At 35.2% G+C, this 26,685-nt stretch carries 27 protein-coding genes and 1 other annotated feature; of the genes, 26 read left to right on the forward strand and 1 reads right to left on the reverse strand.

Translation table 11 applies throughout. From position 1 onward, the window contains the following. Positions 1-31 precede the first annotated feature (31 nt). From K5Q07_RS02865 to K5Q07_RS02975, 23 genes are all read left to right on the forward strand, one after another. Positions 32-727 (forward strand): Bax inhibitor-1/YccA family protein, encoded by a 696-nt coding sequence (locus K5Q07_RS02865; protein ID WP_251067624.1) that lies wholly within the window; start codon positions 32-34, stop codon positions 725-727. 106 nt (positions 728-833) lie between these two features. Next, a complete protein-coding gene (polA, locus tag K5Q07_RS02870) occupies positions 834-3,482 on the forward strand; it encodes a DNA polymerase I (protein ID WP_220729487.1) in 2,649 nt (882 codons plus the stop codon). Positions 3,483-3,502: 20 nt separating this feature from the next. Further along, positions 3,503-4,336, forward strand: coding sequence for a bifunctional DNA-formamidopyrimidine glycosylase/DNA-(apurinic or apyrimidinic site) lyase (mutM, locus tag K5Q07_RS02875; RefSeq protein WP_054606491.1), 834 nt, complete (start codon positions 3,503-3,505; stop codon positions 4,334-4,336). A 1-nt stretch (position 4,337) separates the two neighbouring features. Then, a complete protein-coding gene (coaE, locus tag K5Q07_RS02880) occupies positions 4,338-4,922 on the forward strand; it encodes a dephospho-CoA kinase (protein WP_220729488.1) in 585 nt (194 codons plus the stop codon). A gap of 14 nt (positions 4,923-4,936) precedes the next feature. Further along, the gene (gene nrdR, locus K5Q07_RS02885) at positions 4,937-5,407 is read left to right on the forward strand and encodes a transcriptional regulator NrdR (RefSeq protein WP_220729490.1); all 471 of its coding nucleotides are present in this window, start codon (positions 4,937-4,939) and stop codon (positions 5,405-5,407) included. Between the two features lie 12 nt (positions 5,408-5,419). Then, positions 5,420-6,805, forward strand: a complete 1,386-nt coding sequence (locus K5Q07_RS02890; RefSeq protein ID WP_220729492.1) for a replication initiation and membrane attachment family protein — start codon at positions 5,420-5,422, stop codon at positions 6,803-6,805. Continuing rightward, positions 6,802-7,734 (forward strand): primosomal protein DnaI, encoded by a 933-nt coding sequence (dnaI, locus tag K5Q07_RS02895; protein WP_220729494.1) that lies wholly within the window; start codon positions 6,802-6,804, stop codon positions 7,732-7,734. The genes K5Q07_RS02890 and dnaI overlap by 4 nt, the downstream gene beginning before the upstream one ends. A 322-nt stretch (positions 7,735-8,056) precedes the next feature. Continuing rightward, positions 8,057-10,000 (forward strand): threonine--tRNA ligase, encoded by a 1,944-nt coding sequence (thrS, locus tag K5Q07_RS02900; RefSeq protein WP_054606495.1) that lies wholly within the window; start codon positions 8,057-8,059, stop codon positions 9,998-10,000. Positions 10,001-10,044: 44 nt separating this feature from the next. Further along, positions 10,045-10,185, forward strand: a sequence feature (ribosomal protein L20 leader region). Between the two features lie 36 nt (positions 10,186-10,221). After that, positions 10,222-10,731, forward strand: coding sequence for a translation initiation factor IF-3 (gene infC, locus K5Q07_RS02905; protein WP_220729496.1), 510 nt, complete (start codon positions 10,222-10,224; stop codon positions 10,729-10,731). Between the two features lie 47 nt (positions 10,732-10,778). Beyond that, entirely contained in the window at positions 10,779-10,967 is a 189-nt protein-coding gene (gene rpmI, locus K5Q07_RS02910; RefSeq protein WP_054606497.1) for a 50S ribosomal protein L35, read from the forward strand. 41 nt (positions 10,968-11,008) lie between these two features. Further along, positions 11,009-11,365, forward strand: a complete 357-nt coding sequence (rplT, locus tag K5Q07_RS02915) for a 50S ribosomal protein L20 (RefSeq protein WP_034531196.1) — start codon at positions 11,009-11,011, stop codon at positions 11,363-11,365. A 111-nt stretch (positions 11,366-11,476) separates the two neighbouring features. Continuing rightward, positions 11,477-12,013, forward strand: coding sequence for a YqeG family HAD IIIA-type phosphatase (locus tag K5Q07_RS02920; RefSeq protein ID WP_220729498.1), 537 nt, complete (start codon positions 11,477-11,479; stop codon positions 12,011-12,013). Continuing rightward, a complete protein-coding gene (yqeH, locus tag K5Q07_RS02925; protein WP_220729500.1) occupies positions 12,000-13,133 on the forward strand; it encodes a ribosome biogenesis GTPase YqeH in 1,134 nt (377 codons plus the stop codon). The genes K5Q07_RS02920 and yqeH overlap by 14 nt, the downstream gene beginning before the upstream one ends. 16 nt (positions 13,134-13,149) lie before the next feature. Then, a complete protein-coding gene (gene yhbY, locus K5Q07_RS02930; RefSeq protein ID WP_034533636.1) occupies positions 13,150-13,461 on the forward strand; it encodes a ribosome assembly RNA-binding protein YhbY in 312 nt (103 codons plus the stop codon). 14 nt (positions 13,462-13,475) lie between these two features. Continuing rightward, a complete protein-coding gene (locus K5Q07_RS02935) occupies positions 13,476-14,093 on the forward strand; it encodes a nicotinate-nucleotide adenylyltransferase (protein WP_220729501.1) in 618 nt (205 codons plus the stop codon). Further along, positions 14,086-14,697, forward strand: a complete 612-nt coding sequence (gene yqeK, locus K5Q07_RS02940) for a bis(5'-nucleosyl)-tetraphosphatase (symmetrical) YqeK (protein WP_220729503.1) — start codon at positions 14,086-14,088, stop codon at positions 14,695-14,697. The genes K5Q07_RS02935 and yqeK overlap by 8 nt, the downstream gene beginning before the upstream one ends. 14 nt (positions 14,698-14,711) lie before the next feature. Next, positions 14,712-15,068, forward strand: a complete 357-nt coding sequence (rsfS, locus tag K5Q07_RS02945; RefSeq protein WP_034531185.1) for a ribosome silencing factor — start codon at positions 14,712-14,714, stop codon at positions 15,066-15,068. A 4-nt stretch (positions 15,069-15,072) separates the two neighbouring features. Next, positions 15,073-15,807 (forward strand): class I SAM-dependent DNA methyltransferase, encoded by a 735-nt coding sequence (locus K5Q07_RS02950; protein WP_220729505.1) that lies wholly within the window; start codon positions 15,073-15,075, stop codon positions 15,805-15,807. Next, positions 15,746-16,933, forward strand: coding sequence for a nucleotidyltransferase (locus tag K5Q07_RS02955; RefSeq protein WP_220729507.1), 1,188 nt, complete (start codon positions 15,746-15,748; stop codon positions 16,931-16,933). The genes K5Q07_RS02950 and K5Q07_RS02955 overlap by 62 nt, the downstream gene beginning before the upstream one ends. A gap of 87 nt (positions 16,934-17,020) precedes the next feature. Continuing rightward, complete coding sequence (locus K5Q07_RS02960; protein ID WP_053791715.1) at positions 17,021-17,575, forward strand: DUF177 domain-containing protein; 555 nt, start codon at positions 17,021-17,023, stop codon at positions 17,573-17,575. Between the two features lie 55 nt (positions 17,576-17,630). Further along, on the forward strand, positions 17,631-17,810 hold the full coding sequence (gene rpmF, locus K5Q07_RS02965; protein WP_041152237.1) for a 50S ribosomal protein L32: 180 nt from the start codon (positions 17,631-17,633) through the stop codon (positions 17,808-17,810). Between the two features lie 260 nt (positions 17,811-18,070). After that, on the forward strand, positions 18,071-18,757 hold the full coding sequence (locus K5Q07_RS02970) for a response regulator transcription factor (protein WP_053791716.1): 687 nt from the start codon (positions 18,071-18,073) through the stop codon (positions 18,755-18,757). 125 nt (positions 18,758-18,882) lie between these two features. Then, positions 18,883-20,310, forward strand: a complete 1,428-nt coding sequence (locus tag K5Q07_RS02975; protein WP_251067625.1) for a HAMP domain-containing sensor histidine kinase — start codon at positions 18,883-18,885, stop codon at positions 20,308-20,310. A 42-nt stretch (positions 20,311-20,352) separates the two neighbouring features. Here K5Q07_RS02975 and plsY read toward each other — a convergent pair whose 3' ends face one another. Further along, positions 20,353-20,964 (reverse strand): glycerol-3-phosphate 1-O-acyltransferase PlsY, encoded by a 612-nt coding sequence (gene plsY, locus K5Q07_RS02980; protein WP_220729511.1) that lies wholly within the window; start codon positions 20,962-20,964, stop codon positions 20,353-20,355. Between the two features lie 152 nt (positions 20,965-21,116). Here plsY and parE point away from each other — a divergent pair, with 152 nt between their 5' ends. The 3 genes from parE (at position 21,117) to K5Q07_RS02995 (ending at position 26,665) form a co-directional block, all read left to right on the forward strand. Further along, positions 21,117-23,087 (forward strand): DNA topoisomerase IV subunit B, encoded by a 1,971-nt coding sequence (gene parE, locus K5Q07_RS02985; protein ID WP_220729512.1) that lies wholly within the window; start codon positions 21,117-21,119, stop codon positions 23,085-23,087. A 12-nt stretch (positions 23,088-23,099) separates the two neighbouring features. Next, on the forward strand, positions 23,100-25,568 hold the full coding sequence (gene parC / locus K5Q07_RS02990) for a DNA topoisomerase IV subunit A (RefSeq protein WP_373310034.1): 2,469 nt from the start codon (positions 23,100-23,102) through the stop codon (positions 25,566-25,568). A gap of 128 nt (positions 25,569-25,696) precedes the next feature. Then, entirely contained in the window at positions 25,697-26,665 is a 969-nt protein-coding gene (locus tag K5Q07_RS02995) for a LysR family transcriptional regulator (RefSeq protein ID WP_054606508.1), read from the forward strand. Positions 26,666-26,685: the final 20 nt, after the last annotated feature.

Genomic DNA, 26,685 nt, shown 5'->3' on the forward strand with positions numbered 1-26,685 from the left:
CACATCGTAAACAAGGAGGTTTATGGATAATATGAATAACTATGATCAAGCTGGACGTCGTTTAGTAAACGATGCTTTCGGTATGAATAAATTTTTAACCAAAACATATGGATGGATGACCCTTTCAGTATTAATTTCTGGAATTGTTGCTTACCTAATGGGTGGAATGTACCATGTTAGTTTTAGTTACGGTGCAACTATCGTAGGTTTCATTCTATGGTTTGTGTTAGCTTTTGCTACTCAATCTGTGGCAATGCGTAGTGCGTTTGCTGGATTTATTATGTTGGTAATCTTCTCAGCGTTAACTGGGGGACTATTCTCATACATCTTTATGGCATACAGCTCAACTGCGATTGCTGAAGCATTCTTCACAACTACCATTGATTTTGCTCTTATGGCATTCATTGGTCTTACTACAAAGAAGAGCTTAGATAGAATTGGTACTCAAGCAATGGCTGCGCTTATTGCGTTGATTATTGTAAGTATCATCAACATCTTCCTACACAACCCATTATTTGACCTATTCATTTCATTTATTGCTGTTATTATCTTTACAGCATTTACTGCTTATGACAGTCAAAAGATTAAGGAAGCATATAACGAATATGGTTCAGAAGTATCAGAAAATGGTTTAGCCATTAATGGTGCAATGATTTTATACATGGACTTTATTAACCTATTCCTAAGCTTATTAAGTATTTTTGGGATTGGCGATAACAACAGATAATAAAAAAGATGGTGTTTATACAACACCATCTTTTTTATTTTTTATATAATATACTATGCGTGCATGTTAAAATTAAATTATCGAAGAAAACGGTAAGGAGAATTATATGTCTGATAAGAGATTATTATTAATCGATGGAAATAGTATTACTTATAAAGCCTTCTTTGCTTTAATTAAATTAGTAGATCGTTTTACTAATAACGAAGGGGTACATACTAACGCAATTTATGGTTTCAATAACATGTTAAATATCATGTTAGACAAAGTGAAACCAACTCACGTTCTGGTAGCCTTTGATGCTGGAAAAACTACATTTAGAACAGAAATGTACGCTGATTATAAGGCTGGTAGAGACAAGACTCCTGAAGAATTAGTTGAACAATTCGACTATGTAAAAGAACTACTAAAAAATCGCGGAATTAAATATTACCAATTAAACAATTACGAAGCAGATGACATTATTGGTACGCTTTCAAAACAAGCAGATGGTTTAGGATTCGATACAACGATTGTTACTGGAGATAATGATTTAACTCAATTATGTTCAGACAAGACAACTGTATCAATCTCTAACCGTGGGGTATCTGGTGTTGTCAGATATGACACAGATTACGTTAAGGAAACGATGGGAATTACTCCTGAACAAATCATTGATTGGAAGGCTTTAAAAGGTGATTCATCCGATAATTATTCTGGGGTTACTGGTGTCGGTGATAAGACATCCCTAAAGTTGGTTAAACAATTCGGTAGCATTGAAAATCTATATGATCACATCGATGAAGTTTCAGGTAAGAAACTAAAGGAACACTTAGTTGAGGATAAAGATGAAGCCTTCTTAGCTAAGAAGTTAGCTAGAATTAATCGTGAAGCCCCAATTGAAATTTCTGTTGATGATACGAAATACCAAGGAGATCATATTGATGATTTAATTGCTTTCTATCGTCAAATGAATTTTAGAAAGTTTCTTAGCGAAATGAACACTACTCAAAATGCTAATATGAAGGATATTGAGTATGTTGAAATTAACGATGATACTTTGTCTGAAATTGCTAAACAAGATAGCGATAAGGTCACATTTTACCTTGGTATGGATGGCGATAACTATCATGATGCGCCATTCATTGGTTTCGCTTTAAAAGCAGGCGACAAGATTTATGTATCAAGTGATGTTGACTACCTAAAGAATGATCAAATTAAACAAATTATTGAAAGTAATGATATTAAAAAAGACGTTTTTGATGCGAAGAGAACTTACGTAGGTTTAAATCGTTTGGGCATTACATTGAATAACGTTGATTTTGATTTATTACTATCGTCATACCTATTGGATACTAATGACAATAGCAACGATTTGGGTAAGGTTGCTAATCGACATGATTATTTTGATGTTCAATCAAATGATGACGTTTATGGTAAGGGTGCTAAACGTGAAATCCCTGAAGGCGATAAGCTATTTAACCATTTCGCTAGAAAGTTAAATGCCATCGATGCTTTAAGAGACAAATTATTTGATGGGCTAAAAGAAAATAACCAATGGGACCTATATACCGATGTTGAATTACCATTAACTTTTGTGTTAGCCAGAATGGAAATTGCTGGTGTGGTAGTGGATAAGGATGTTCTAAACGAAATGCAAAGTAAACTTTCAGAACGTTTAGAAGAAATTAAACAAACTATTTATAACGATGCTGGCGAAGAATTCAATATTGCATCCCCTAAACAACTGGGTGTAATTCTATTTGAGAAATTACAACTACCTGTTATTAAGAAGACTAAGACTGGTTACTCAACTGCTGTGGGTGTATTAGAACAACTAGCACCTGATTATCCAATCGTTGAAGCTATTCTTGAATATCGTCAATTATCAAAGATTCTATCGACTTACGTTGAAGGATTATTATCCGATATTCATGGCGATGGGAAGGTTCATACTAGATACCTTCAAACACTTACTCAAACAGGAAGACTATCTTCTGTAGATCCTAATCTACAAAACATTCCTGTTAGAACTGAAGAAGGAAGAAAAATCAGACAGGCCTTCGTGCCAAGTCATGACAACTACCAAATCTTCTCATCCGATTATTCTCAAATTGAACTAAGAGTGCTTGCTTCAATCTCTGGTGATAAGAATATGCAAGATGAATTCATTCACAACGATGATATTCATGCTTCAACCGCCAGAAGAATATTCGGTTTGAAGGATAATAGTGAAGTTACCCCTGAACTTCGTCGTCAAGCAAAGGCGGTTAACTTTGGAATTGTCTATGGAATTTCCGATTTCGGTTTGGCTAAGAATACCGGAATTAGTCGTAAGGATGCTAAAGAATTTATTGAAAAGTACTTTGCTGAATATCCTGGCGTAAAAAAATACATGGATGATAGCGTTAAAAGTGCTAAGGAAAACGGCTATGTTGAAACCATTCTTCACCGTAGACGTTACCTACCAGACATTAATTCCAAGAACTTTAACCTAAGATCATTTGCAGAAAGAACAGCAATGAATTCCCCAATTCAAGGAAGTGCAGCTGACATCATTAAGATTGCAATGATTAAGATGGAAAATGAATTAAACAAACGTGGCATGAAAACCAAGATGTTACTACAAGTGCATGATGAATTGATTTTTGAAGCACCTGATGAAGAAATTGATGTATTAAGCGAATTAGTACCAAAGGTAATGGACTCAGCAGTTGAATTAAACGTTCCTCTAAATGTTAAGAGTCATTATGGAAAGAATTGGTACAGTTTGAAATAAATTAAGTGAGGTTTAATGATATGCCTGAATTACCTGAAGTAGAAACTGTTAGAAGAGGTCTTACTAACTTAGTGGAAAGTGCTAAGGTTAAGACAATTGATGTATTATATCCAAAAATGATTAATGTTAGTGCAAAGGAATTCAAGGATACTCTAGAAGGCCACACTATTAATCGTATTGATCGTCGAGGTAAATACCTATTATTCAGATTTGATAACAATATGACCTTGGTATCACATCTAAGAATGGAAGGTAAGTATGATGTGGAACCTGATGGAACTGAACCAACTAAGCATACTCATATTATTTTCCATATGGATGACGACCGTGAACTAAGATACAAAGATAGTCGTAAGTTCGGTCGAATGTATTTAGTTAAAAATGGTGATGAAAAGACTCTTTCCGGTTTAGGTACAATTGGTCCTGAACCGACAGACGAAACTCTAACTTTTGATTACATGAAATCAATCATGAACAAGGCTAGAGGAAAGATTAAGCCATTTTTACTAAACCAAAGTAATATTGCTGGATTAGGTAATATTTACTGTGATGAAGTTTTATGGTTGACCAAGATTCACCCTGAAACTCAAACTAACTTAATTACCGATGAAGAAATTGAAGAATTAAGAAAGAACATTATTGCAGAAATAAAAATGGCAATTAAGGGACATGGAACTACTGTTCACTCTTATTCAAATGCATATGGAGAAGCTGGATCATTCCAAAACCATCTACATGTATACGGTCGAAAAGGTGAACCTTGTGAACGTTGCGATACCTTATTAGAAAAGATTAAGGTTGCTCAACGCGGAACAACTTTCTGTCCTAACTGCCAAAGAAAAGTGGTTGAATAACATGACGAGAGTAATCGGATTGACTGGTGGCATTGCTACTGGAAAATCAACTGTATCAGAATATTTAACGAGCGTTGGATATGAAATCATTGATGCCGATAAAATTACTCACCAAGTTCAATCAAAGGGCAGCAAGGGTCTAGAGGCTATTGCTGCCTTTTTTGGTAAAGATATTATCAAAGAAGATGGTGAGTTGAATCGACAAAAGTTAGGTTCAATTGTCTTTAATGACAAATCTAAATTAATTGAACTAACCAGAATTATTGATCCATTCATTCGAAATGAAGTGATTAGAAGAATCAATGAGACTAAAAATGATGTAGTTATCCTAGATGCACCAACTCTATTCGAAAATGGATATCACTTCATGTGTGATGACATCATCAGTGTTGTTTGTGATTTTGACGAACAGGAGAAGCGTTTGATAGAACGTGATTCTTTATCGAAAGAAGATGCCGATGCCAGAATTAATAGCCAATGGCCATTGAAAATCAAGGCAGAATTGTCTACTTATGTCATTGATAGTAATGGAAGCATTATGCAAACACGCAATCAAGTGGTAAAATTGTTTAATAACATAGATTAATTGAGGTGAAACATATGCAATGTCCTCATTGCCATAAAAACTCTTCGAGAGTAGTCGATAGTCGTCCTGCCGAAAATGGCCAAGTAATTAGACGTCGTCGTGAATGTGAAAATTGTAATTACAGATATACAACATTTGAAAGAATTGAACAAACACCATTATTAGTTATTAAGAACAACGGAAATCGTGAAGAATTTGATCACGAAAAAATACTTCGTGGAATTATTCGTTCTGCTGAAAAGCGTCCAGTGCCAATGGATGCAATGACATCTATTGCAGATAAGGTTGAAAATCGTATTCGTTCTTTGGGCGAAAACGAAGTATCAAGTCAACTAATTGGTGAATATGTGATGAAAGAACTAGTGAATGTGGATGAAATTGCTTATATTCGATTCGCTAGTGTTTATCGTCAATTTAAAGATATGACGGTCTTTTATAATGAATTAAAAGAGGTATTAGATAAGGACCAAAAAAATAAGAATTAGTGGGGAATTAATATGACAGATCAATGGCGAGAGGTAAATCCTCTATCCAAGTTTATATTGTTAGCAGATGATGATTTATCCGACTTACAAAGAACTTCTTTGGATGTTTTATATCAACCAATCATTGGTGTCTTGCCATATGCTTTGATTAACAATTTTTGGCGTATGAGTCATGAAAAAAAGACACATCAAGCACATAGTCATTTTGAAACCTTGTCTTATTTAAGTGTCGATATGAAGTCATTTTATGAGGCCCGCTTGAGATTAGAAGCGGCCGGATTGATGAAAACGTACATCAAGACCAATTCAAACGATGAAAAACAATACGTCTATCGTTTAGTTAGTCCACTATCTGTTAATGATTTTTTTATGGATGATTTACTAAGTGTCTCACTATTACAAGTCATTGGTGAGGATAGATATGTTGACTTATACAATGAATTTATCAGACCAGGATTTGATTTATCTGAATATAAAGATGTATCTAAGAACTTCCTTCAAGTGTTTAATATTCGTGATAGTGAAGTTACAAATACGCCTAAGGCGGTTGCAAAAGTTAAGGATAGTATTAAGGAAAATCATGACGATGTTTCCTCCGGTCCGGTTATTGAAAAAAGCAATGACTTCGACTTTAATTTGCTATTGGATATGTTGAACCAGTCATATGTAAATACTACTGATGTTAAAAAGAACATTAATCTGATTAATTCTGAACATCAGCTATATGGTATTGATGAAATAGAAATGGCCAAATTGATTGAAAAGGCAACAAACGTTACCAACAACGTTTTTGATCCAAACAACTTCAAGATTTTGGTATCTAGACAGTTCCAATCTAATACCGCAAATGTATCCCATCAGACTAAACAGGTGAATAATTCTACTGAAGCTAATGTTAATGATTTGAATGCGCAAGAAAGGCAATTGATTAAATCTGCAAGTGAATATGCGCCAATTGAATTTTTGAACTATTTAAAGACTGCCAAAGGTGGATACGTTCACAGTAACGAGGAACGCATGATTTCTGATTTAGTAGCTAGACAAATATTAAAGCCAGAAGTAATCAACATGATTGTTTATCATATCTTAATTGATCAAGAAAAGTCCGGTTTAAACAAGAACCTCTTTGAAGCAATTGCAGACAATTGGTCACAAAATAATGTTACCGATGCAAGTAGGGCAGTTACCTTTATTAAGGACAGACAAAAAGAGCTAAATAAACCTAGAAAACCTCGTTTCAATAATAATCGTAAGATGACGGTTAAAGAAACACTTCCTGATTGGGCAAAAGACAACGAAAAACCAAAGGAATATGGTAAGGTTAACGAAGATAAGAAAAAAGAATTAGAAGCTAGAATTCAAAAGCTTCGTAACAGTAGAAAAGAGGGTAGAGAATGAAAAACTTAAGTGATGAATTTGCAAAAACTTTGAGTAAACCTAAGTACAACGAACGCTACCAACAATCAGTCAATGCCGTTTTAAATAATGATGATGTTAAGTCATTTTTGAACAAGCACAAGGATGAACTAGAAGATGACGTTGTTAAACGTTCTATGTCTAAGTTATATGAATTCGTACAAGAAAATAACAAGCTAAAAAATAATCAACCAACAACGATTCCTGGATATACGCCAGTATTAGTCGTTAATAAGGGGTTGATTGATATTTCATATGTTCCTACACAAAAAACAAAGGATAATATGAAAAAGGCTAAAGTACTTAAACGAATTCATGCGGTTGCAATGCCTAAGAACATTAAGAACGTTACATTGGATCAATTTGATTTAAGCGAAAATGACTATCGTATGAATGCGATGGGATTAGTTACCGATTTTATTGAGGAATACACAAATGCTCCAAAAAAGTGGCATCAAGGAATGTATTTATACGGTGAATTCGGTGTCGGAAAAACATTTCTAATGGCTGCAATGGCCAATGAACTAGCCAAGAATGGATTTGAAGTAACATTAGTTCATTTCCCAAGTTTCGCAGTTGAAATGAAGAGTGCCATCTCAAGTAATTTAGTTGCTGATAAGCTAGATGCAATTAAGAAGACACCAATTCTAATCTTGGATGATATCGGTGCTGATTCAATGTCATCTTGGGTAAGGGATGACATTTTGGGAGTTATTCTTGAATACAGAATGCAAAACTCACTAAGCACATTCTTTACTTCAAACTTCTCAATGCAACAATTTGAAGAAGAACACTTAGCTGTTAACAATAAGGGTGACCTAGAACCACTAAAAGCTAAACGAATTATGCAACGCGTTCACTACTTAGCAAAAGAAGTAGGGATGTTTGGTCAAAATCGTCGTCCACAATAATTAATGCTTGACAATTTTAGCGTGACTGTCGATAATAAAGACAGTTGATAAAAGACATGATTTTAAATCTCGACTTACAGGGAGAGGATACGTTTGCTGGAAGTATCTTCATGTTCAGATTTGAAGTTACCACTTTTATTTTAAATCAGAGGAAAATTCTGAATCGGGTTGTTTCGTTATAGACTATTATGAGGCCTATTTGTTAGTGCAAATAGGTAGAATTCGGGTGGAACCACGTTATTAACGTCCCTAGTGTCTATTTATTTAGATGCTAGGGACTTTTTTGTTTCTATTCGAAAATTACACAAGGGAGTGCTCTATTATGGCAAAGATTTCATTTGAATTTCCTGACGGTAGCGTAAAAGAATTCGATCAGGGAGTAACTACTGAAGATATCGCTAAATCAATTTCTATTAGTTTGGCTAAGAAATCAGTAGCTGGTAAGATTGACGGAAAAATGGTTGAAATCGATTTACCACTTGAAAAAGGTGGCAAGATTGAAATCGTTACAAAAGATACAGAAGATGGTCTAAAGGTATTACGCCAAACAGCTTCACAATTACTAAAAGCTGCCCTTGCTGACCAATTTAACAACATTCAATTTGGTGAAAGTACTTCTGACGAAGATGGTTTCTTCGTTGATACTGACAAGCGTGATTCACAAGTTAGTGCTGATGAACTACCACAAGTTGAAGAACGCATTAACAAAATGGTTTCAGACAACGTAAAAATTGAAAGAAAAGTATTATCTCTAGAAGATGCTTTAAAGCAAGTTGATGGAGATCCATACCAAGCTAAGCTAGTTAATGAATTAGCTGAAGATGGTAAAGTTGTGTTCTACCAAATCGGTGACTACTTAGGTTTAGGTGAAGGTGTTGTATTACCAGAAGCTAAGGCTGTTAAGGAATACAAATTACTTTCAGTTGCCGGTGCATACTGGGAAGGTAAATCATCAAACCCAATGCTACAAAGAATCTTCGCCACAGCATTCTTCAAGAAAGCTGATTTAGAAGACGACTTAAAGAGAAGACAAGAAGCTAAAGAAAGAGACCACAGAGTTATCGGAAACAAGCTAGACTTATTCTTCGTTGACCCTAAGGTTGGTGCTGGTTTAGCTTACTGGATGCCAAATGGTGCTACTATCCGTCGTGTTGTTGAAAGATACATCATTGATAAGGAATTAGCTAACGGTTACCAACACGTTATCACGCCAGTTCTAATGAACTTAGATGCATACAAGACATCTGGTCATTGGCAACACTACCGTGAAGACATGTTCCCACCAATGGACATGGGTGATGGTGAAGAACTAGAATTACGTCCTATGAACTGTCCTAGCCACATCCAAATCTTTAAGCACCACATCCGTTCATACCGTGAACTACCAATGAGAATTGCTGAACTAGGTATGATGCACAGATACGAAAAATCAGGTGCTTTATCAGGTCTACAACGTGTTCGTGAAATGACTCTAAATGATGGTCACACATTCTTAAGATTAGACCAAATCCAAGACGAATTTAAGAAGGTTCTTGGTTTGATGGTTGAAGTATACAAAGACTTCGATATTAAGAATTACCACTTCAGATTAAGTTACAGAGATCCTAAGAACACTGAAAAGTACTTCGATGATGAAGAAATGTGGAGCAAGTCACAATCAATGCTTAAGGGTGCCATGGATGATCTTGGCCTAGACTACGTTGAAGCCGAAGGTGAAGCAGCGTTCTATGGTCCTAAGCTTGATGTTCAAACTTACACTGCAATGGGTAATGAAGAAACACTATCAACTATTCAATTAGACTTCATGCTACCTGAAAGATTTGATCTACACTACGTTGGTGAAGATGGTGAAGAACACCGTCCAGTTATGATGCACCGTGGTTTAGTTTCAACTATGGAAAGATTTATTGCTTACCTAATTGAAGTATACAAGGGTGCATTCCCAACTTGGTTAGCTCCAAAGCAAGTTAAAGTTATTCCTGTAAGTATGGAAAAATACGGTGACTACGCTAAGGAAGTTAACAGCAAGTTAGCTGCGTTAGGTATCCGTACAAGTGTTGATGACAGAAACGAAAAGATGGGTTACTTAATTCGTGATGCTCAAACTAACAAGATTCCATACACAATCGTTGTTGGTGAAAGCGAAATGAACTCTAACCAAGTTTCTGTACGTAAGTACGGTGAACAAGATAGTGAAAGTCTAAGTCTTGATGACTTCATAAAAGAAATTCAAGAAGACATTAGTAACTACTCAAGAGAAAAATAATAAATGTTGTTGACAAGTATCACTCATGTGGTATTATATAAGTAACGAAAAAGCAGAAGCATCCCGCTTCTCGCCTGAGTGATCGAAAAAGATGGCTAGGCATGATATCGGATTAACCTTTGATTTAATGTTCAAAGGACCAAAAGCGGGTGCTCGATTGTGGGTATCCGCTTTTTTCTGCTTTTTAATATACTTGGAGGTGAATTACCATAGCAAACGATATGATGGTTAATGATGGAATTCGAGCTCGCGAAGTTCGTTTAATTGGTGCTGATGGTGATCAATTAGGTATTAAGTCAAAGGACGAAGCAATGCAAATTGCTGAAGCTGCTGGATTAGATCTTGTAGTTGTTGCTCCTAAGGCTAAGCCAATGGTTGCTAAAGTTATTGATTACGGAAAATACCGTTTCGAACAACAAAAGAAAGCTCGTCTATCTCGTAAGAAGCAAAAGGTAGTTAGTGTTAAGGAAATTAGATTAAGTCCAACTATTGATACTAATGATTTTAATACTAAGTTGAAGAGAGCTAAGACATTCATCTCAAAAGGTGAAAAAGTTCGAGTTTCAATTCGCTTTAAGGGACGTGCCATCACACATAAGGAAATTGGTCGTGATGTTTTAAACAGAATGGCAGATTCTACATCAGATGTTGCTAGCGTTACTCAACGAGCAAAAATGGATGGAAGAAGTATGTTCCTAATGCTCGCACCTAAGTCAAGCGATAAAAAATAGATAGTATTGTTATAATACTTAAGTTAAATTAAGGGAGGATTTTTTCAATGCCAAAGACTAAATCAAATCGTGCAATTGCAAAGCGTTTCAAGAAAACTGCTAAAGGTGGTTTAAAGAGTGCTAACGCATTCACAAGTCACCGTTTCCACGGTAAGACAAAGAAACAACGTCGTAACCTACGTGGTACAAGCATGGTAAACGATACATTAGCAAACAAATACACAAAGATGTTTTAATTAATACTTTTAAGTAAGACATAATTTAGGAGGAGTTAAATATGCCAAGAGTTAAGGGTGGAACAGTTACTCATGCACGTCGTAAGCGTGTTTTAAAAGAAGCTAAAGGTTACCGTGAAGGTAAGCACAGTCTATTCAAGACTGCTAAAGATCAAGTTATGAAGTCACGCGAATACGCATTCCGTGATCGTCGAGCAAACAAAGGAAACTTCAGAAGATTATGGATTGCTCGTATCAATGCTGCTGCTCGTATGAACGGCTTAAGCTACAGCAAGTTAATGCACGGTTTGAAACTTTCAAACATTGAAATGAACCGTAAGATGCTAGCTGACTTAGCAGTTAACGATGAAAAAGCATTTGCTTCATTAGCAGAAACTGCAAAGAAAGCTATTAAATAGTCTATAAAAACTTTCACCACTTAAGGTAAGTAGGTGGGAGTTTTTTTCTTATTATGGGCACTGGTATTTCTGGTGCTCATATAATACATAATATTATTGAGGAGAATTAAAATGATTTCTAAGTTTAAACCAACATGGATGATTCCAGTCGTATATAATATTTCACCATCAAAACTAAAAGACATGGGGATTAAAGCTGTTTTTAGTGATCTAGACAACACTTTGATTCCTTGGAATAATCCTGATGGGACTCCTCAATTAAGAGAATGGATATCTGAACTCAAGAAAAGCAATATTGAATTGATTGTTATTTCAAATAATAAACATAGCCGAGTTCAAAGAGCTCTTAGAAGTTTAAAATTAAACTTTATTCCACGCTCCTTAAAGCCACTTCCAAGAGGAATTAATAAGGCTTTAAGAGATTACCATTTGAATAATAAAGAAGTAATTATGTGTGGAGATCAATTATTAACCGATGTTTGGGCTTCTAATAATGCCAAAGTTAGAAGTGTGTTGGTTAAACCATTAATTGAATCCGATGCTTGGAATACCAAACCTAATCGCTTCTTAGAAAAATTAATATGGAAAAAATTAAGAAAGAAATATGATGATTTAAATTGGCAGGAGGATATAAATGACAGAAATTAATCAATTACAAGACGAAGAAATCAGATGTATTGGTTGTGGTGCTTTAATTCAAACCACAGATCCTGATGAACTAGGATACACTCCTAATTCTGCACTTGAAAAGGGAAAAGAAAGTGGCGAAATTTATTGCCAACGTTGTTTTAGACTACGTCACTACAATGAAATTTCACCGGTTAGTTTAACTGATGACGATTTCTTAAAACTATTGAACCAAATCAGAGATGCTAACGCGCTAATCGTATACTTGGTTGATGTTTTTGACTTTAATGGAAGCTTAATTCCTGGATTACACCGTTTCGTTGGTGATAACCCAATTATGTTAGTTGGTAACAAGTCTGACTTACTACCAAACTCACTAAAGCGTTCTAAGCTAAAGGATTGGATCAGACAACGAGCAAATGAAGCTGGAATTAGACCAATTGATGTTGAACTGGTTTCTGCTAGAACCAATGAATCAGTTGATGACTTATTGAAGAATATTGATAAGTACAGAAATGACCGCGATGTTTACGTTGTAGGTGTTACTAACGTTGGTAAATCCACATTGATTAACCAAATCATCAGACAAAACACTGGAATTAAGGAATTAATTACTACTTCAAGATTCCCAGGTACAACTTTGGATAGAATCTCTATCGACTTAGAAGACGGTCATGAATTAGTAGATACTCCAGGGATTATTCATAAGGAACAAATGGCTCATTACTTAAACGGTAAGGACCTAAAGATTGTTCAACCACAAAAACCAATCAAACCAAAGGTATATCAATTGAACCCAGAACAAACACTATTCTTCGGTGGTGTAGCACGTTTTGATTATGTTCAAGGCGATAAGAAACATGGTTTTACTGTTTATGTTGAAAACAACTTACTAATTCACCGTACTAAGTTAGCAAATGCTGACAGCTTCTATGACAAGCATTTTGGTGAATTATTAACTCCACCAAGCAGTGAATCAATTGATGATTTTCCTGAATTGGTTCGTTTCGAATTCAAGACTGATCAAAAGAGCGATTTAGTATTCGAAGGACTTGGATGGATCACCGTTCCAGCAGGTGTGGTAGTAGCCGGATGGGCCCCTAAGGGTGTTGACGTATTAGTTAGAAGAGCAATGATATAAAAAGCGAGGTACAAAATTGAAATTACGTGGAAAACAAAAAAGATATTTAAGATCACAAGCTAACAGAATGAAACCTTTATTTTCAGTTGGAAAGAATGGTTTAAATGAAACTTGGCTAGAACAAGTATTGGATGCATTACACAGACGCGAATTAATTAAGGTAAACATTCAACAAAATTCTGATTTAGAAGTAAGTGATGTTCAAGAATACATTGAAGCAAACAGTGATATCAATGTTGTTCAAACAATCGGGAAAACATTACTATTATTCTTACCTGCAAGTAAGGAAAAATTCCAAATTTACTCTGTAGAAGTTAGAAATATTTAGAGGAGTTCTTATCGATGCATAGTGAAAAGGTGCAAACTTTACCCAAGTTAAAATCTTTAAACAAACGCAAAAAAATCGGAATTATTGGTGGAACCTTTAATCCGATTCATAATGGTCATTTATTCATTGCAGACCAAGTAAGGAGTCAGTTAGGACTAGAGAAGGTTTACTTTATGCCTGACTGCATTCCTCCTCACGTTGATCACAAGGATGCAATTGACGCTGATGACCGCGTTAACATGGTTAATTTAGCAATTAATGACAATGATAAGTTTGACATTGAAATGTTGGAAATCATCAATCGTGGTAAAAGTTACACTTATAACACTATGGTAGAATTAAAGAGAAGACATCCCGACTATGAATACTACTTTATTATTGGTGGTGACATGGTTGAATACCTCCCTAAATGGTATCGAGTAGATGATTTATTCAAATTGACCCATTTTGTTGGTGTTAGAAGGGAAAATTATCCAATGTCGACAAATTATCCTGTGATATGGGTAGATGTTGCTAAGCTGGATATATCTTCAACTTTAATTCGCAAACTAGTGTCTAACCATCAATCAATTCGATACTTGGTTCCAGACGCAGTTTTAAAATATATAAAGGAGCATAATCTTTATGAATAATGTTGAATTAACATATACAAATAAGTACATCCCTTTATCTAGAGAAGAACTAATCGAAAAATTAAAGAAGGCTTTAACCCAATCAAGATTTGAACACGTTTTACGCGTTGAACAAATGGCGATTGAACTAGCAAAGAAAAACGATGTAGATGTTGAAAAAGCAAGCGTTGCCGGACTTTGCCATGACTATGCTAAGCAAAGACCAGATGACAATTTCATTGAATTAATCAAGAAATATCGTTTGGATGATATTTTATTGCAATACGGTAATGCTATTTGGCATGGTGAAGTTGGTTACTTGCTGGTTCAAAATGAACTAGGTGTTACTGACATCGACATTTTAAATTCAATTAAGCATCACACTACTGGTGCAAAGTACATGTCAAAGTTAGAACAAATTGTATACATGGCTGACTATATCGAAATGGGACGTGATTTCCCAGGTGTAGAAGAAGCACGAGATATCACATTTAACAATCTAGCTGACGGGGTGGCATATCAAACTAAGCACACGCTACAATTTTTAATTAGCTCAAATAAACCCGTTTATCCTAAGACCATTGATACCTATAACGAATGGGTAAATGGATCAAACATCAAATAACGAGGAGATTTCAAATGAATAGTAAAGAAAAATTAGAAGTAATTGTTAAAGCAGCGGACAGCAAGAGAGCTCACAACATTGTTGCTTTAAACGTACACGAAGTTAGTTTAATGGCTGACTACTTCGTAATTATGGATGCTGCATCAAACAGACAAGTTAAGTCTATTGCTGACGAAGTAGCTGACCAAGCTGAAGAGGCTGGTATCAGTGTTAAAGAAGTAGAAGGTAAAGATACTGCTAAGTGGATTCTATTGGACTTAGGTGACGTTATTGTTCACGTATTCCAAGAAGATGAAAGAGAATACTACAACCTAGAAAAACTATGGTCAGATGCTGATTCAGTAGACGTTTCAGAATGGGTTAAGGACTAGTCAAATGATTTATCAAGAATTCGCAAAATTCTATGATGAATTGTTTGATGAAACAATGTATGATCAATGGCTTTCTTTTGTGAAAGCGAATGTATCAAAAAATGATTCAATTATGGACATGGCTTGTGGAACCGGACGCTTATTAGCGCTTCTTGCCTCGCAAAACTATAATGCTTGTGGTATGGATTTGTCTGAAGATATGCTTACATTAGCCGAAGAACATTTAAGAGATATCAAACCAGACATGCCGCTAATACAAGGTGACATGACTGAAATGGAAGGAATTCCTAACTTTGATGTGATTACCTGTTTCGATGATTCATTATGTTATTTACCAGATCAAAACCTATTACAAACTGCTTTTGAAAAAGTACATGAACATTTAAATGATAATGGACAATTCTTATTTGATGTAATTACGCCATATCAAACAGATGTAGTATATCCGGGATACATGTATAATTACCATGATGATAGTAACGCCTTTATGTGGCAGTCATACTTAGGTGATGAAGATCACTCGGTAGAACATGACTTAGTATTTTTCAGGTATAATGAGTCAATCAATGCATACGATCAGTTTAGTGAAATTCATTTGGAAAGAACTTATAAAGTTGATACGTACATTGATTTATTAAAGAATGCAGGATTCAAAGATATCAAGGTTAGTGCTAACTTTGGTAAAGACGAGATCACTGATACTACAACCAGATGGTTCTTTGTATGTAAGAAGGGATGATTCGATGAAGGCTGTTGGTATAATTGCTGAATATAATCCGTTTCATAATGGGCATAAGTACCAAATTGAGCAGGCAAGACAAGCAACTAATGCCGATATAGTCATCGTTATCATGTCTGGAAATTGGGTACAAAGAGGGCAACCCGCAATAGTAGATAAATGGACTAGGGCACAAATGGCACTGGCAAATGGTGCGGATATGGTAATTGAGTTACCTGTACAATGTGTTGTCCAGCCGGCTGACATCTTCGCTAAACACGCAGTGAATATTTTAGCTAGTCTTAAGTGTGAGTGGTTATCATTTGGTAGTGAACATCCAGATATTAATTTTAATCAGTTAGCAAATCTAGATTTAAAGCAAATTAAAATAGATCAGAATTACACTAAGAGCTATGCTGAGTTAATTAGGGATGCTTTAATTGATTCAACCGGTGAAGATGTCAGTGCCCCAAACGACGTATTGGCATTAAACTATGCAATCGCAAACCTAAAAAACAGTCATCAAATGAAATTAGTCCCTATCAAGAGAAATGGAGCTAACCATCACGACCATGATTTAAACAATAATGGGACGATTGCAAGTGCATCATCAATTAGAGCTGCTATTATGGATGAAAGTAATCAACTATCTCAGTATCTTCCTAATAACACTGATGTTGATGTTTTAAAGAATCATGTTAATTGGGAAGATTTCTGGCCATTATTAAGATATAAGATTGAAACATCAAGTATTGATGAGTTAAATCACATCTATCAAATGACAGAAGGTCTAGAATACCGATTAAAGAAGTATATCTATGATGCACGGTCATTTGATGAATTCATACGTTTAGTTAAGTCTAAGCGCTACACATACGCGAGACTTCAACGTTTATTCGTATATACGCTTCTAAATTGGCGTAAAAGCGATGATCTAAGCCAAGAATACGTAAGAATATTAGGCTTTAATAAAAGCGGTAGAGCGTATTTGAATGACATTAAGAAGAAAATAGAAATACCCGTAATTACTAAGATTAATAAGGAGTTATCTGAAGCTCAATTAAATTTTGATGTAGTATCTGGAAGGGTTTATGAAAATATAAATCATTTTCCACAAGATGCCGGAAAAATTCCATTAATTTATTAATTTTTAGGCCAGGTATCAAGGATATGACCTTGACAAAATAACTTCTTAATATGTATAATTAACGCTGTTGCATTAGGAGGAATAGACATGAAATGGTTCTTAAAGGAACTATCCGAATACAAAAACAAGCCACTTTCAGTATCAGAAGATATGAACTTATCTGATGATATTATGAGCAGGTATAGCAAATATGTTATTTCTGCTGATGACGATATTCACGTTGATGCTAACGTTTTCTCTGAAAACGGTGATGCAATCGTGACTGCTCGTGTAACAGGTAAGATTGTGGTTCCTTCATCAAGATCATTAACTCCAGTTGAGTTACCATTGGATTTCTCAATTAATGAAGTTTATGTTGAAACTAACTTACGTTTGAAAGAACGTGAAGATGAAGGTGAAATTGCTTTCCTAGTAGATGACGAAGGCGAAATTGATTTTGATAAGTCAGTTGCCGATAACATCATCTTACAAATTCCAATGCACATTTTGTCTCCTGAAGAAATCGAAACTGGTAAGATGCCAGAAGGAAATGACTGGGAAGTTATTTCTGAAGATGATTTAGCTGAACAAGAGGCAAATGATAAAAAAGTAGATCCACGTCTTGCTAAGTTAAAGGATTTCTTTAACGATAGTGATAATTAAGCAAGACTTAAAATTTTTCACTAGTGGATATTTTAATATAAAGGGGGTTTTTGCATTGGCTGTACCAGCAAGAAGAACTTCAAAAGCTAAGAAGGGTATGCGTCGTGGTCACATTAAGTTGGCTAACCCAGGTTTGAGTGCTTGCCCAAACTGTGGTGAATTACGTAAACCTCACATTGTATGTCCTAGTTGTGGATACTATGATGGTAAACAAGTTGTTAATGAAAACAACTAATTAATTAAAAAAGCTACCAGAACACCATGGGTTCTGGTAGCTTTTTTTATCTAAGTATAATTATTTTATTTATTAAGCCATTTATATTAAACTGAAGAAGAGCTAATGGTTCGTTTTCTAATTTAAAATAGTAAATTAGTGAAAAAATTTAAGATTTTAATAATAATATTCGGATTAAGCTCTTCTATTATGAGAAAAAACGTGATAAAATGTACAAAGTAAGTTAAGATTTTCTAAAATAAATGGAGAGGTGTAATTTAATGAGCCGTATTTTGATAATTGAAGATGAAAAAAGCTTAGCTAGATTTGTAGAGTTAGAGTTGAAGCATGAAGGTTACGAAACCGAAGTAGCCTTAGATGGTCGTGAAGGACTAGAAGAAGCACTTAACAATGACTATGATGTTATTCTTTTAGATCTTATGTTACCAAAGCTTAATGGTATGGAAGTTGCTAGAAGACTTCGTGAAAAGAAGACAACTCCAATCATTATGATGACTGCAAGAGACTCTGTTATTGATAGAGTTTCAGGATTCGATCATGGTGCAGATGACTACATCGTTAAGCCATTTGCTATTGAAGAACTATTAGCTCGTGTTAGAGCATTACTTCGCCGTATTGATATCGAAGGTGACGAAAACGCTGAAGATCAAAAGGTTGTTTACTTTAAGGACATTACTGTCGAAAAAGAAAGCAGAATCGTAAAACGTGGAGACGATATTATCGACTTAACTAAGCGTGAATACGAATTACTACTTACTTTAATGGAAAACGTAAACGTTGTATTAGCCAGAGACGTTCTTTTAACTAAGGTTTGGGGATATGATTCAAGTGCTGAAACAAACGTTGTAGATGTTTACATCCGTTACCTAAGAAACAAAATTGATAGACCTGATCAAAAGAGCTACATCCAAACTGTTAGAGGAACCGGTTACGTGATGAGATCATGATTTCCAACCATGATGATAAAGTTTCAAAGACAGTAAGCAGCAATAGAAGATGGTTTTCTCTTAAATGGAAATGGTCAATTGGATCAGCAATTATAATTTTTGTAATCCTATCAATTTTTTCTTTTTTGATTTACAATCGTTTTTCTGATGTGCTATTACACCAGGAGAACTCACGTACTATTGAATCGGATGTAACAATATCAAATCGATTAAGAACAATTAATCGATCATTGGATGAAAAGTCAGTTAGTACTGCTTTAAATCCAAACAGTGGTTTTAGGGACGGCAACCCTAATAATGGAATGTCAACAGACGTTTATTCTGATTCTATTTATACTAACTTATTTAGTAAAGATATCGTGGTTAGTGTATACAATAAGAATTCAGACCAAATCTTCTCATCGAAGAAGTCGCCAAAAAAGATTTACAATTTCAAACCGGTAGATAGCCGTAAAACGGTTATTACCAAGAACTCAGGTAAGACAATCTTAGTTTTAGATTCACCAATTTATTCTGCCAAAACGCATGAATTAATCGGATATCTAAGAGTAGTTGATTCAATGTCTGACTATAATTTGTATATAAACAAATTAGCCGGAATTTTATTTGTAATTTTAATTATTGGTATCTTCTTCTCTGCTGCATTGTCGTACTTTCTATCATCATACATGCTTCGTCCGATTAAGATTATCTCTAACACCATTCATAGTGTTAAAGAATCACCTGAAACGGACAGTCGTGTGCCTAAGTTAACTCAAAACGATGAGTTGACTGACCTAGGGGACTTATTTAACGACATGATTGATACAATGCAAAGATACATTGATCAACAACAACAATTCGTTGAAGATGTTTCCCATGAATTAAGAACTCCAGTCGCTGTAATTCAGGGACACCTAGATATGCTTTCTCGTTGGGGAAAGGATGACCCTGAAGTCCTAGATGAATCAATTAAATCTTCAATCTACGAGATTAATCGTATGAAGAGTTTGGTTCAAGAAATGTTAGATCTTTCTCGTGCTGAACAAGTTGAAATAAACTATGGAAACAAGACTACGGACGTTCAAGATGTTGTTCATCAACAATATAATGATTTCCAAATGATTCACCCTGATTACAAGTTCATTTTAGATGATGATATTGGGGAAGAAACAATCATTCAAATCTACCGTAATCACTTAGAACAAATCTTGATTATCTTGTTAGATAATGCTGTTAAGTATTCTAAACAAAGAAAGGAAATTCATATTTCACTTTCTCGCAAATATCGTTACGTTGATATTGCGGTTCAAGATTTTGGTGAAGGGCTAAGTCAAGAAAGCATTGATAAAATCTTTAACCGATTCTATCGTGTTGATAAGGCAAGAAGCCGTAACCAAGGTGGTAATGGTTTAGGACTATCAATCGCCAAGCGTTTGGTAGAAGCCTACAACGGTAAGATTAATGTTGAAAGTTCATCGGGATATGGATCAATCTTTACGATTTCCTTCCCAATCCTTTCAAAGGATAAGATTGAACACTTAAAACAATTGGATATGAATGCTAAGCAATAATGCTAAAAAAAGAGATGCCGTTAAGCATCTCTTTTTTTATGTCTATTTATTGTTTTGATGTTTGTATACCAAACCAAATGGAACTAAGTTTTCGTTGCCTTCTTTTATACGCTTAATGTTACTTCTGTGTTTAATAAAAATAAAGATTGTAAGAATAATACCAATAACACCAAGTACATAATCATGATCCAATAAAATCAAAATTGTGATTAAAGGAAATGAAATCATACTTGCTACACTAACCATACTAGTTAGGTAAGTAAATGAAATTTCAAAGATAAAAGCACATAAGAATAAGATTGGATGAATTGCTAATAGCATTCCTGCACTAGTAGCAACGGCCTTACCACCCTTAAATTTAGCAAAGATTGATAATGTATGTCCCAATACAGCGAATAAACCAAATACGATTGGTGATACGTTAGAGATATGGAAGAATGTTGGTAGCAATGTTGCAATGGTACCTTTTAGAATATCTAAAACCATAACAACAGCACCGGCAGTCTTACCTAGTTCTCTAAATGTATTGGTGGTTCCCATATTTCCAGAACCTAGTTTAGTAATATCTTTATTGAAAAAGACCTTACCAATCCAGATTCCATTAGGAATTGCCCCTAGTAAGTAGGCGACAATTAATAAAATTGTGATTTTCAAAAATGGTTCCTCCCCAAAATTAACTATCTATTAATTTTACCATTTTTAAGCATTATGACAACATCTTCTCAATATGGGAGCGCCAATATTCCCTTTTAAAAGCGTTTTAAATAAGGTAATATATTATATTGTATGAAAGGGAGTGCGTTACGATGGCTAAGAAGTCAGAAAATTATAATGATGACTCCATCCAGGTCCTAAAGGGTCTGGAGGCAGTTAGAAAGCGCCCTGGTATGTATATCGGTTCTACTGATAGCAAGGGTCTTCATCATTTGGTATACGAAATTGTAGATAATGCAGTCGATGAAGCATTAGCAGGATATGGTGATGAAATTGACGTCACTATCCATAACGATAATAGTATAACTGTGGTGGATCACGGACGTGGGATGCCAGTGGGAATGCATTCATCAGGTAAGCCAACTCCCGAAGTTATCTTAACAGTGCTACATGCCGGTGGTAAGTTCACCGAAAATGGTGGCTACAAGACTTCAGGGGGACTACACGGGGTTGGATCAAGTGTTGTTAATGCACTTTCAACTCACTTAAGCGTGACAATTGTCAGAGATGGCTACAAATATGAAGAAGATTTTGAAAATGGTGGTCAACCAATTGGAACTTTGAAAAAAATTGGTAAGACAAGTGAACACAGTGGAACAACTGTAACATTTAAACCAGATTCAGCAATCTTTACTACCACAATTTATAATTATGAAATACTAAAACAACGTTTAAGAGAATCCGCCTTCTTGTTAAACGGAATTAAAATTACTTTAACTGACGAACGTGAAGGTCAAGAACGAAGCGATGAGTTCTATTTCAAAGATGGAATTAAGGAATTCGTTCAATACTTAAACGAAGACAAACACACATTGGGTAACATTATGTACTTTGACGGATCAAAGGATGGCGTTGAAGTAGAAGTGGCAGCACAATACAACGATGGTTATACAGAAAATACATTATCATTCGTTAATAACGTTCGTACCAAAGATGGTGGTACTCATGAATCAGGATTTAGAAGTGCATGGACTAAATCATTTAATGACTTTGCTAGAAGAGTGAAGTTACTTAAGGATAAAGAAAAAAACTTAGATGGTAGCGATGTTCGTGAAGGACTATCAGCAATCATCTCTATTAAAGTGCCAGAAGAAATGCTTCAATTCGAAGGGCAAACTAAGGAAAAGTTAGGAAGCCCAGAAGTGCGTTCTATCGTCGATAACATCGTTTCTGAACAATTGGGTTACTACCTAATGGAAAACGGTGAATTCGCCCATGAATTGGTTCATAAGTCTCTTCGTGCGCGTAAGGCAAGAGAAGCAGCACGTAAGGCAAGGGATGAAAGTAGAAACGGTAAGAAAAAACATAAGAAGGAACGTCTATTATCTGGTAAGTTAACACCAGCTCAATCTAAAGATGTTTCAAAGAATGAATTGTTCCTAGTCGAAGGGGATTCTGCCGGTGGTTCTGCTAAGCAAGGTCGTGATAGAAAACACCAAGCAATCTTGCCACTTAGAGGTAAGGTATTGAATACCGAAAGAGCTAAGCTAGCCGATATTCTTAAAAATGAAGAAATTAGTACCATGATCTACACAATTGGTGCCGGAGTGGGTCCAGAATTTAGCATTTCTGACGCAAACTACGATAAGGTTATTATCATGACCGATGCCGATGATGATGGTGCTCACATTCAAATTCTACTATTAACATTCTTCTATAAATACATGCGTCCAATGGTTGAACAAGGTCGTGTCTACATTGCACTACCTCCTTTATACAAGATTCAACAAAAGGCCGGTAAGAAGAATCATGTTGATTATGCATGGACTAATGACGAATTAACCGAAAAATTAAAAGAATTTGGTCAACACCCAGCTCTACAAAGATTTAAGGGTCTAGGTGAAATGAATGCTGATCAATTATGGGAAACTACTATGGATCCTGAAAATAGAACATTAATTCAAGTTCAAATCGATGATGCTGCTTTAGCTGAAAAGCGTGTTACTACATTAATGGGTGACAAGGTTGAACCAAGACGTGAATGGATTGAAGAAAACGTTAAATTCACACTTGAAGAAGACGGCAGTATCTTAGATACCACCAAAGAAACAGAAAACGAGTAGATAGGAGGAACTATAGTGGTTAATCATTCAGTTATTGAAAAACTAACGCTTGAACAAATCATGAGTGAAAGATTTAGTCGTTATTCTAAGTCAATCATTCAAGAAAGAGCGTTACCAGACGTTCGTGACGGATTAAAGCCAGTTCAACGTCGTATTCTATACGCCATGAATAAAGACGGAAATACTTATGACAAGGGATTTAGAAAGTCAGCTAAGTCCGTTGGTAATGTTATGGGTAACTTCCATCCCCATGGAGATAGTTCAATCTATGAAGCATTAGTACGTATGAGTCAAGAATGGAAGATTAGAGAACCATTAATCGAAATGCACGGTAACAATGGTTCAATGGATGGAGATCCAGCTGCGGCTATGCGTTATACAGAAGCACGTCTAAGTAAGATTGCTTCTGAAATGCTAAGAGATATTGATAAGGATACTGTTGATTGGGTGCCTAATTTTGATGACACTGAAAATGAACCAACAGTATTACCATCACGTTTCCCTAATCTATTAGTTAATGGTGCGACAGGGATTTCATCTGGTTATGCTACCGAAATTCCTCCTCACAACCTATCTGAAGTATTAGATGCTTTGATTTACCTACAAAAGCATGCGGATGCTACTTTGGATGACTTAATGCAATTCATTAAGGGACCAGATTTCCCAACTGGTGGAATTGTGCAAGGACTAGATGGTATTAAGAAGGCTTACGAAACTGGTCGTGGTAAGATTGTTATCCGTTCTAAGACAGACGTTGAAGAACTACGTGGTAACAAGACACTTATTCGTGTTAGTGAATTACCATACGAAGTTAATAAGCTACAACTAGTTAAGCAAATCGATGAAATCAGAATTAACAAGAAGATTGATGGAATTGCTGAAGTAAGGGATGAAAGTGATAGAAACGGTTTATCAATTGCCATCGAATTAAAACGTGACGTTGATGCTACCGGTATTCTTAATTACCTATTTAAGAATACTGATTTACAAATCAACTATCACTTTAACGTCGTAGCAATTAATAAGATGCGTCCTGAACGTTTATCATTAAAAGAAATTCTAGAATCATACTTAGATTACCAACGATTGATTGTTGCTAAACGTACTAAGTACGACTTAGATAAGGCAATGGCTAGACAACACATTGTAGATGGTCTAATCAAAGCCTTATCAATTCTTGACCAAGTTATTAAGACTATTCGAGCAAGTGATAATAGAAAAGATGCATGTAATAATTTAATCTCTGAATTCGACTTTTCTGAAAAACAAGCAGATGCGATTGTTAAGTTACAACTATACCGTTTAACTAATACCGATGTGGTTGAACTACAAGCTGAAAAAGATAAGTTAAGTGCAGATATCCTAGAATACAACACCATCTTAAATGACAAGAATGAACTAAATAAGGTATTAACCAAAGAGTTCAAAGACATCAAGAAAGCTTATGGTAATGATCGTCTTACTAAGATTGAAGCAGAAGTTGAAGAACTTAAGATTAGTAAGACCATTACAGTTCCAGAAGAAGACGTTGTTGTCCTAGTCAGTCATGATGGATACCTAAAGCGTAGTAGTGTTCGTTCATATAAAGCTTCTGAAGTTGAAGAAAATGGTCTAAAGGAAGACGATTATCCAATATTCCTAGAACAAATGACCACACTACAACATCTATTCATGTTTACTAATAAAGGTAATCTAATTTATCGTCCAGTACACGAAATTACAGATGCTCGTTGGAAGGAAACCGGTGAACATATTTCTCAAACAATTGGTTTAGCCGATGACGAAGAAATTATGAAGGTAATGTCATTTAAGACATTGAAGGAAACCGGTAAGTTTGTTATCTCTACTAGCGACGGATACATTAAGCAAACCGAGTTTGATAAGTTAACTCCTGGTAGAAACTACCGTTCAAGACCTGCTGTATTTGAAAAATTAAAAGATGATAGTGCGAATGTAGTTAATGTTGATTACCTATCAGATGCGAATGCTAATCCAAATGTCTTTATTGCATCTAATGTTGGACTAGCTACTTGTTTTGAATTAGATGAAGTGTCATATTCTGGTGCAAGATCTACCGGTGTTCGTTCTATGGACATTAGGGATGACGAACATGTTGTTGATGTTCAATTAGTAGAACAAGACGATAAGGTAGGGATGATTACTCAACGTGGATTCTACAAGAATATGAAGGTAGACGAAGTACCGCTTGCTAGTCGTGCAAGGAGAGGAGTACAAGTTCTAAAATCATTGAAGAAGAATCCTCATGAATTGGTTGATTTTGTTAAACTAGAAAAGGCAACTGACAGCTTTAACCCAATTAGAGTATTTACTAATAGACGTCGTGTCCATGATATTATGCCAAGCGACCATCCTGTAAATGATCGTCAATCAAACGGTTCAGCTGTGATGGATGTGGATGCTGAAGGTACGCCAACCAGTATGGCTGTGTTACATCCAGAGGTTGTGGCAAATATCAAATAATTTATACTTCAATAGAAATTTATTATTATTATCATAAAATATATTGTTATTTTATGATGAATAGGTTATTATATTTTAATGAACTATTAATAGATAATAATATGTAATAAATGTATAGGGGTATAAGCATGAAAAAGACTAAACAAGAAAACATTTTCTCATCTAAAACACTTTCATACTTTTTGCAATTAGCAGAAACTATGAACTACACTCAGGCTGCGCAAATTTTGGGAATTACGCAACCTGCTTTAACCCAACAAATTAAAAAACTAGAAAAGACAGTTGGCGCACCGTTATTTTACTCAATTGGTAAAAAGCTAAAGTTATCATCTGCCGGTAACATTATGCTTAAGTCAACTAAGGACATTTATGAGATTCTAAACCAAACTGCTGATGAAATTGAACAATCAAACAGCGCATCAACTGGTGACATTAACATTGGTGTTCTATCATCAATCCAAGTTAAGGTTTTTGAAAAATTCATTTCCCAACTTTACCAAAAGAATCCTGAACTAAAAGTTAACCTAAGAATGTTAACTCGTAAGGAAATCTGGGAAAGTTTGGAAAACAACCGTATTGATTTAGCAATTATGTACTTACCAGATTCATCAATTAAGAACTGGAAGCCATATGAAGCTCAAAAGATTATGAGCGATGACTTAATGTACATTCACCACAACGAAAAATTAGCTGGTAAGGATAAGATTAAGTTTAAGGACACATTGGATCGTCCATGGGTTACTTACCCAGAAGACTACTTCTTAGATTCAATCCTAAAGACTGAATACAAGGATCAACTTCTAGACAATCCTAAGAGTGGTGCTTGCTTCTCAACTCCAGACCAAATTTTACGTTTTGCTGTTAATACAGGATTAAATACTGCTCTTCCAAGCTCATTTATGATTGACAAAGATACCAAAACATTGGAAGATAATAATACATGGGTTGCCCGCTTAAATCCAAATATCAATTTTGATTTAGCATTCGTTTACAGATCTAACAAGAAGATGATTCCTCGTGTTGGTTCATTCTTAGACGAATTCGATGCCTTCTTAGATGAAGAAGATTATCTATCAAGATTAAAGGACAACTACTAAAAATACGAAGGAAGTTTTAT

Source organism: Apilactobacillus zhangqiuensis, assembly GCF_019656215.1.
GTDB lineage: Bacteria > Bacillota > Bacilli > Lactobacillales > Lactobacillaceae > Apilactobacillus > Apilactobacillus zhangqiuensis.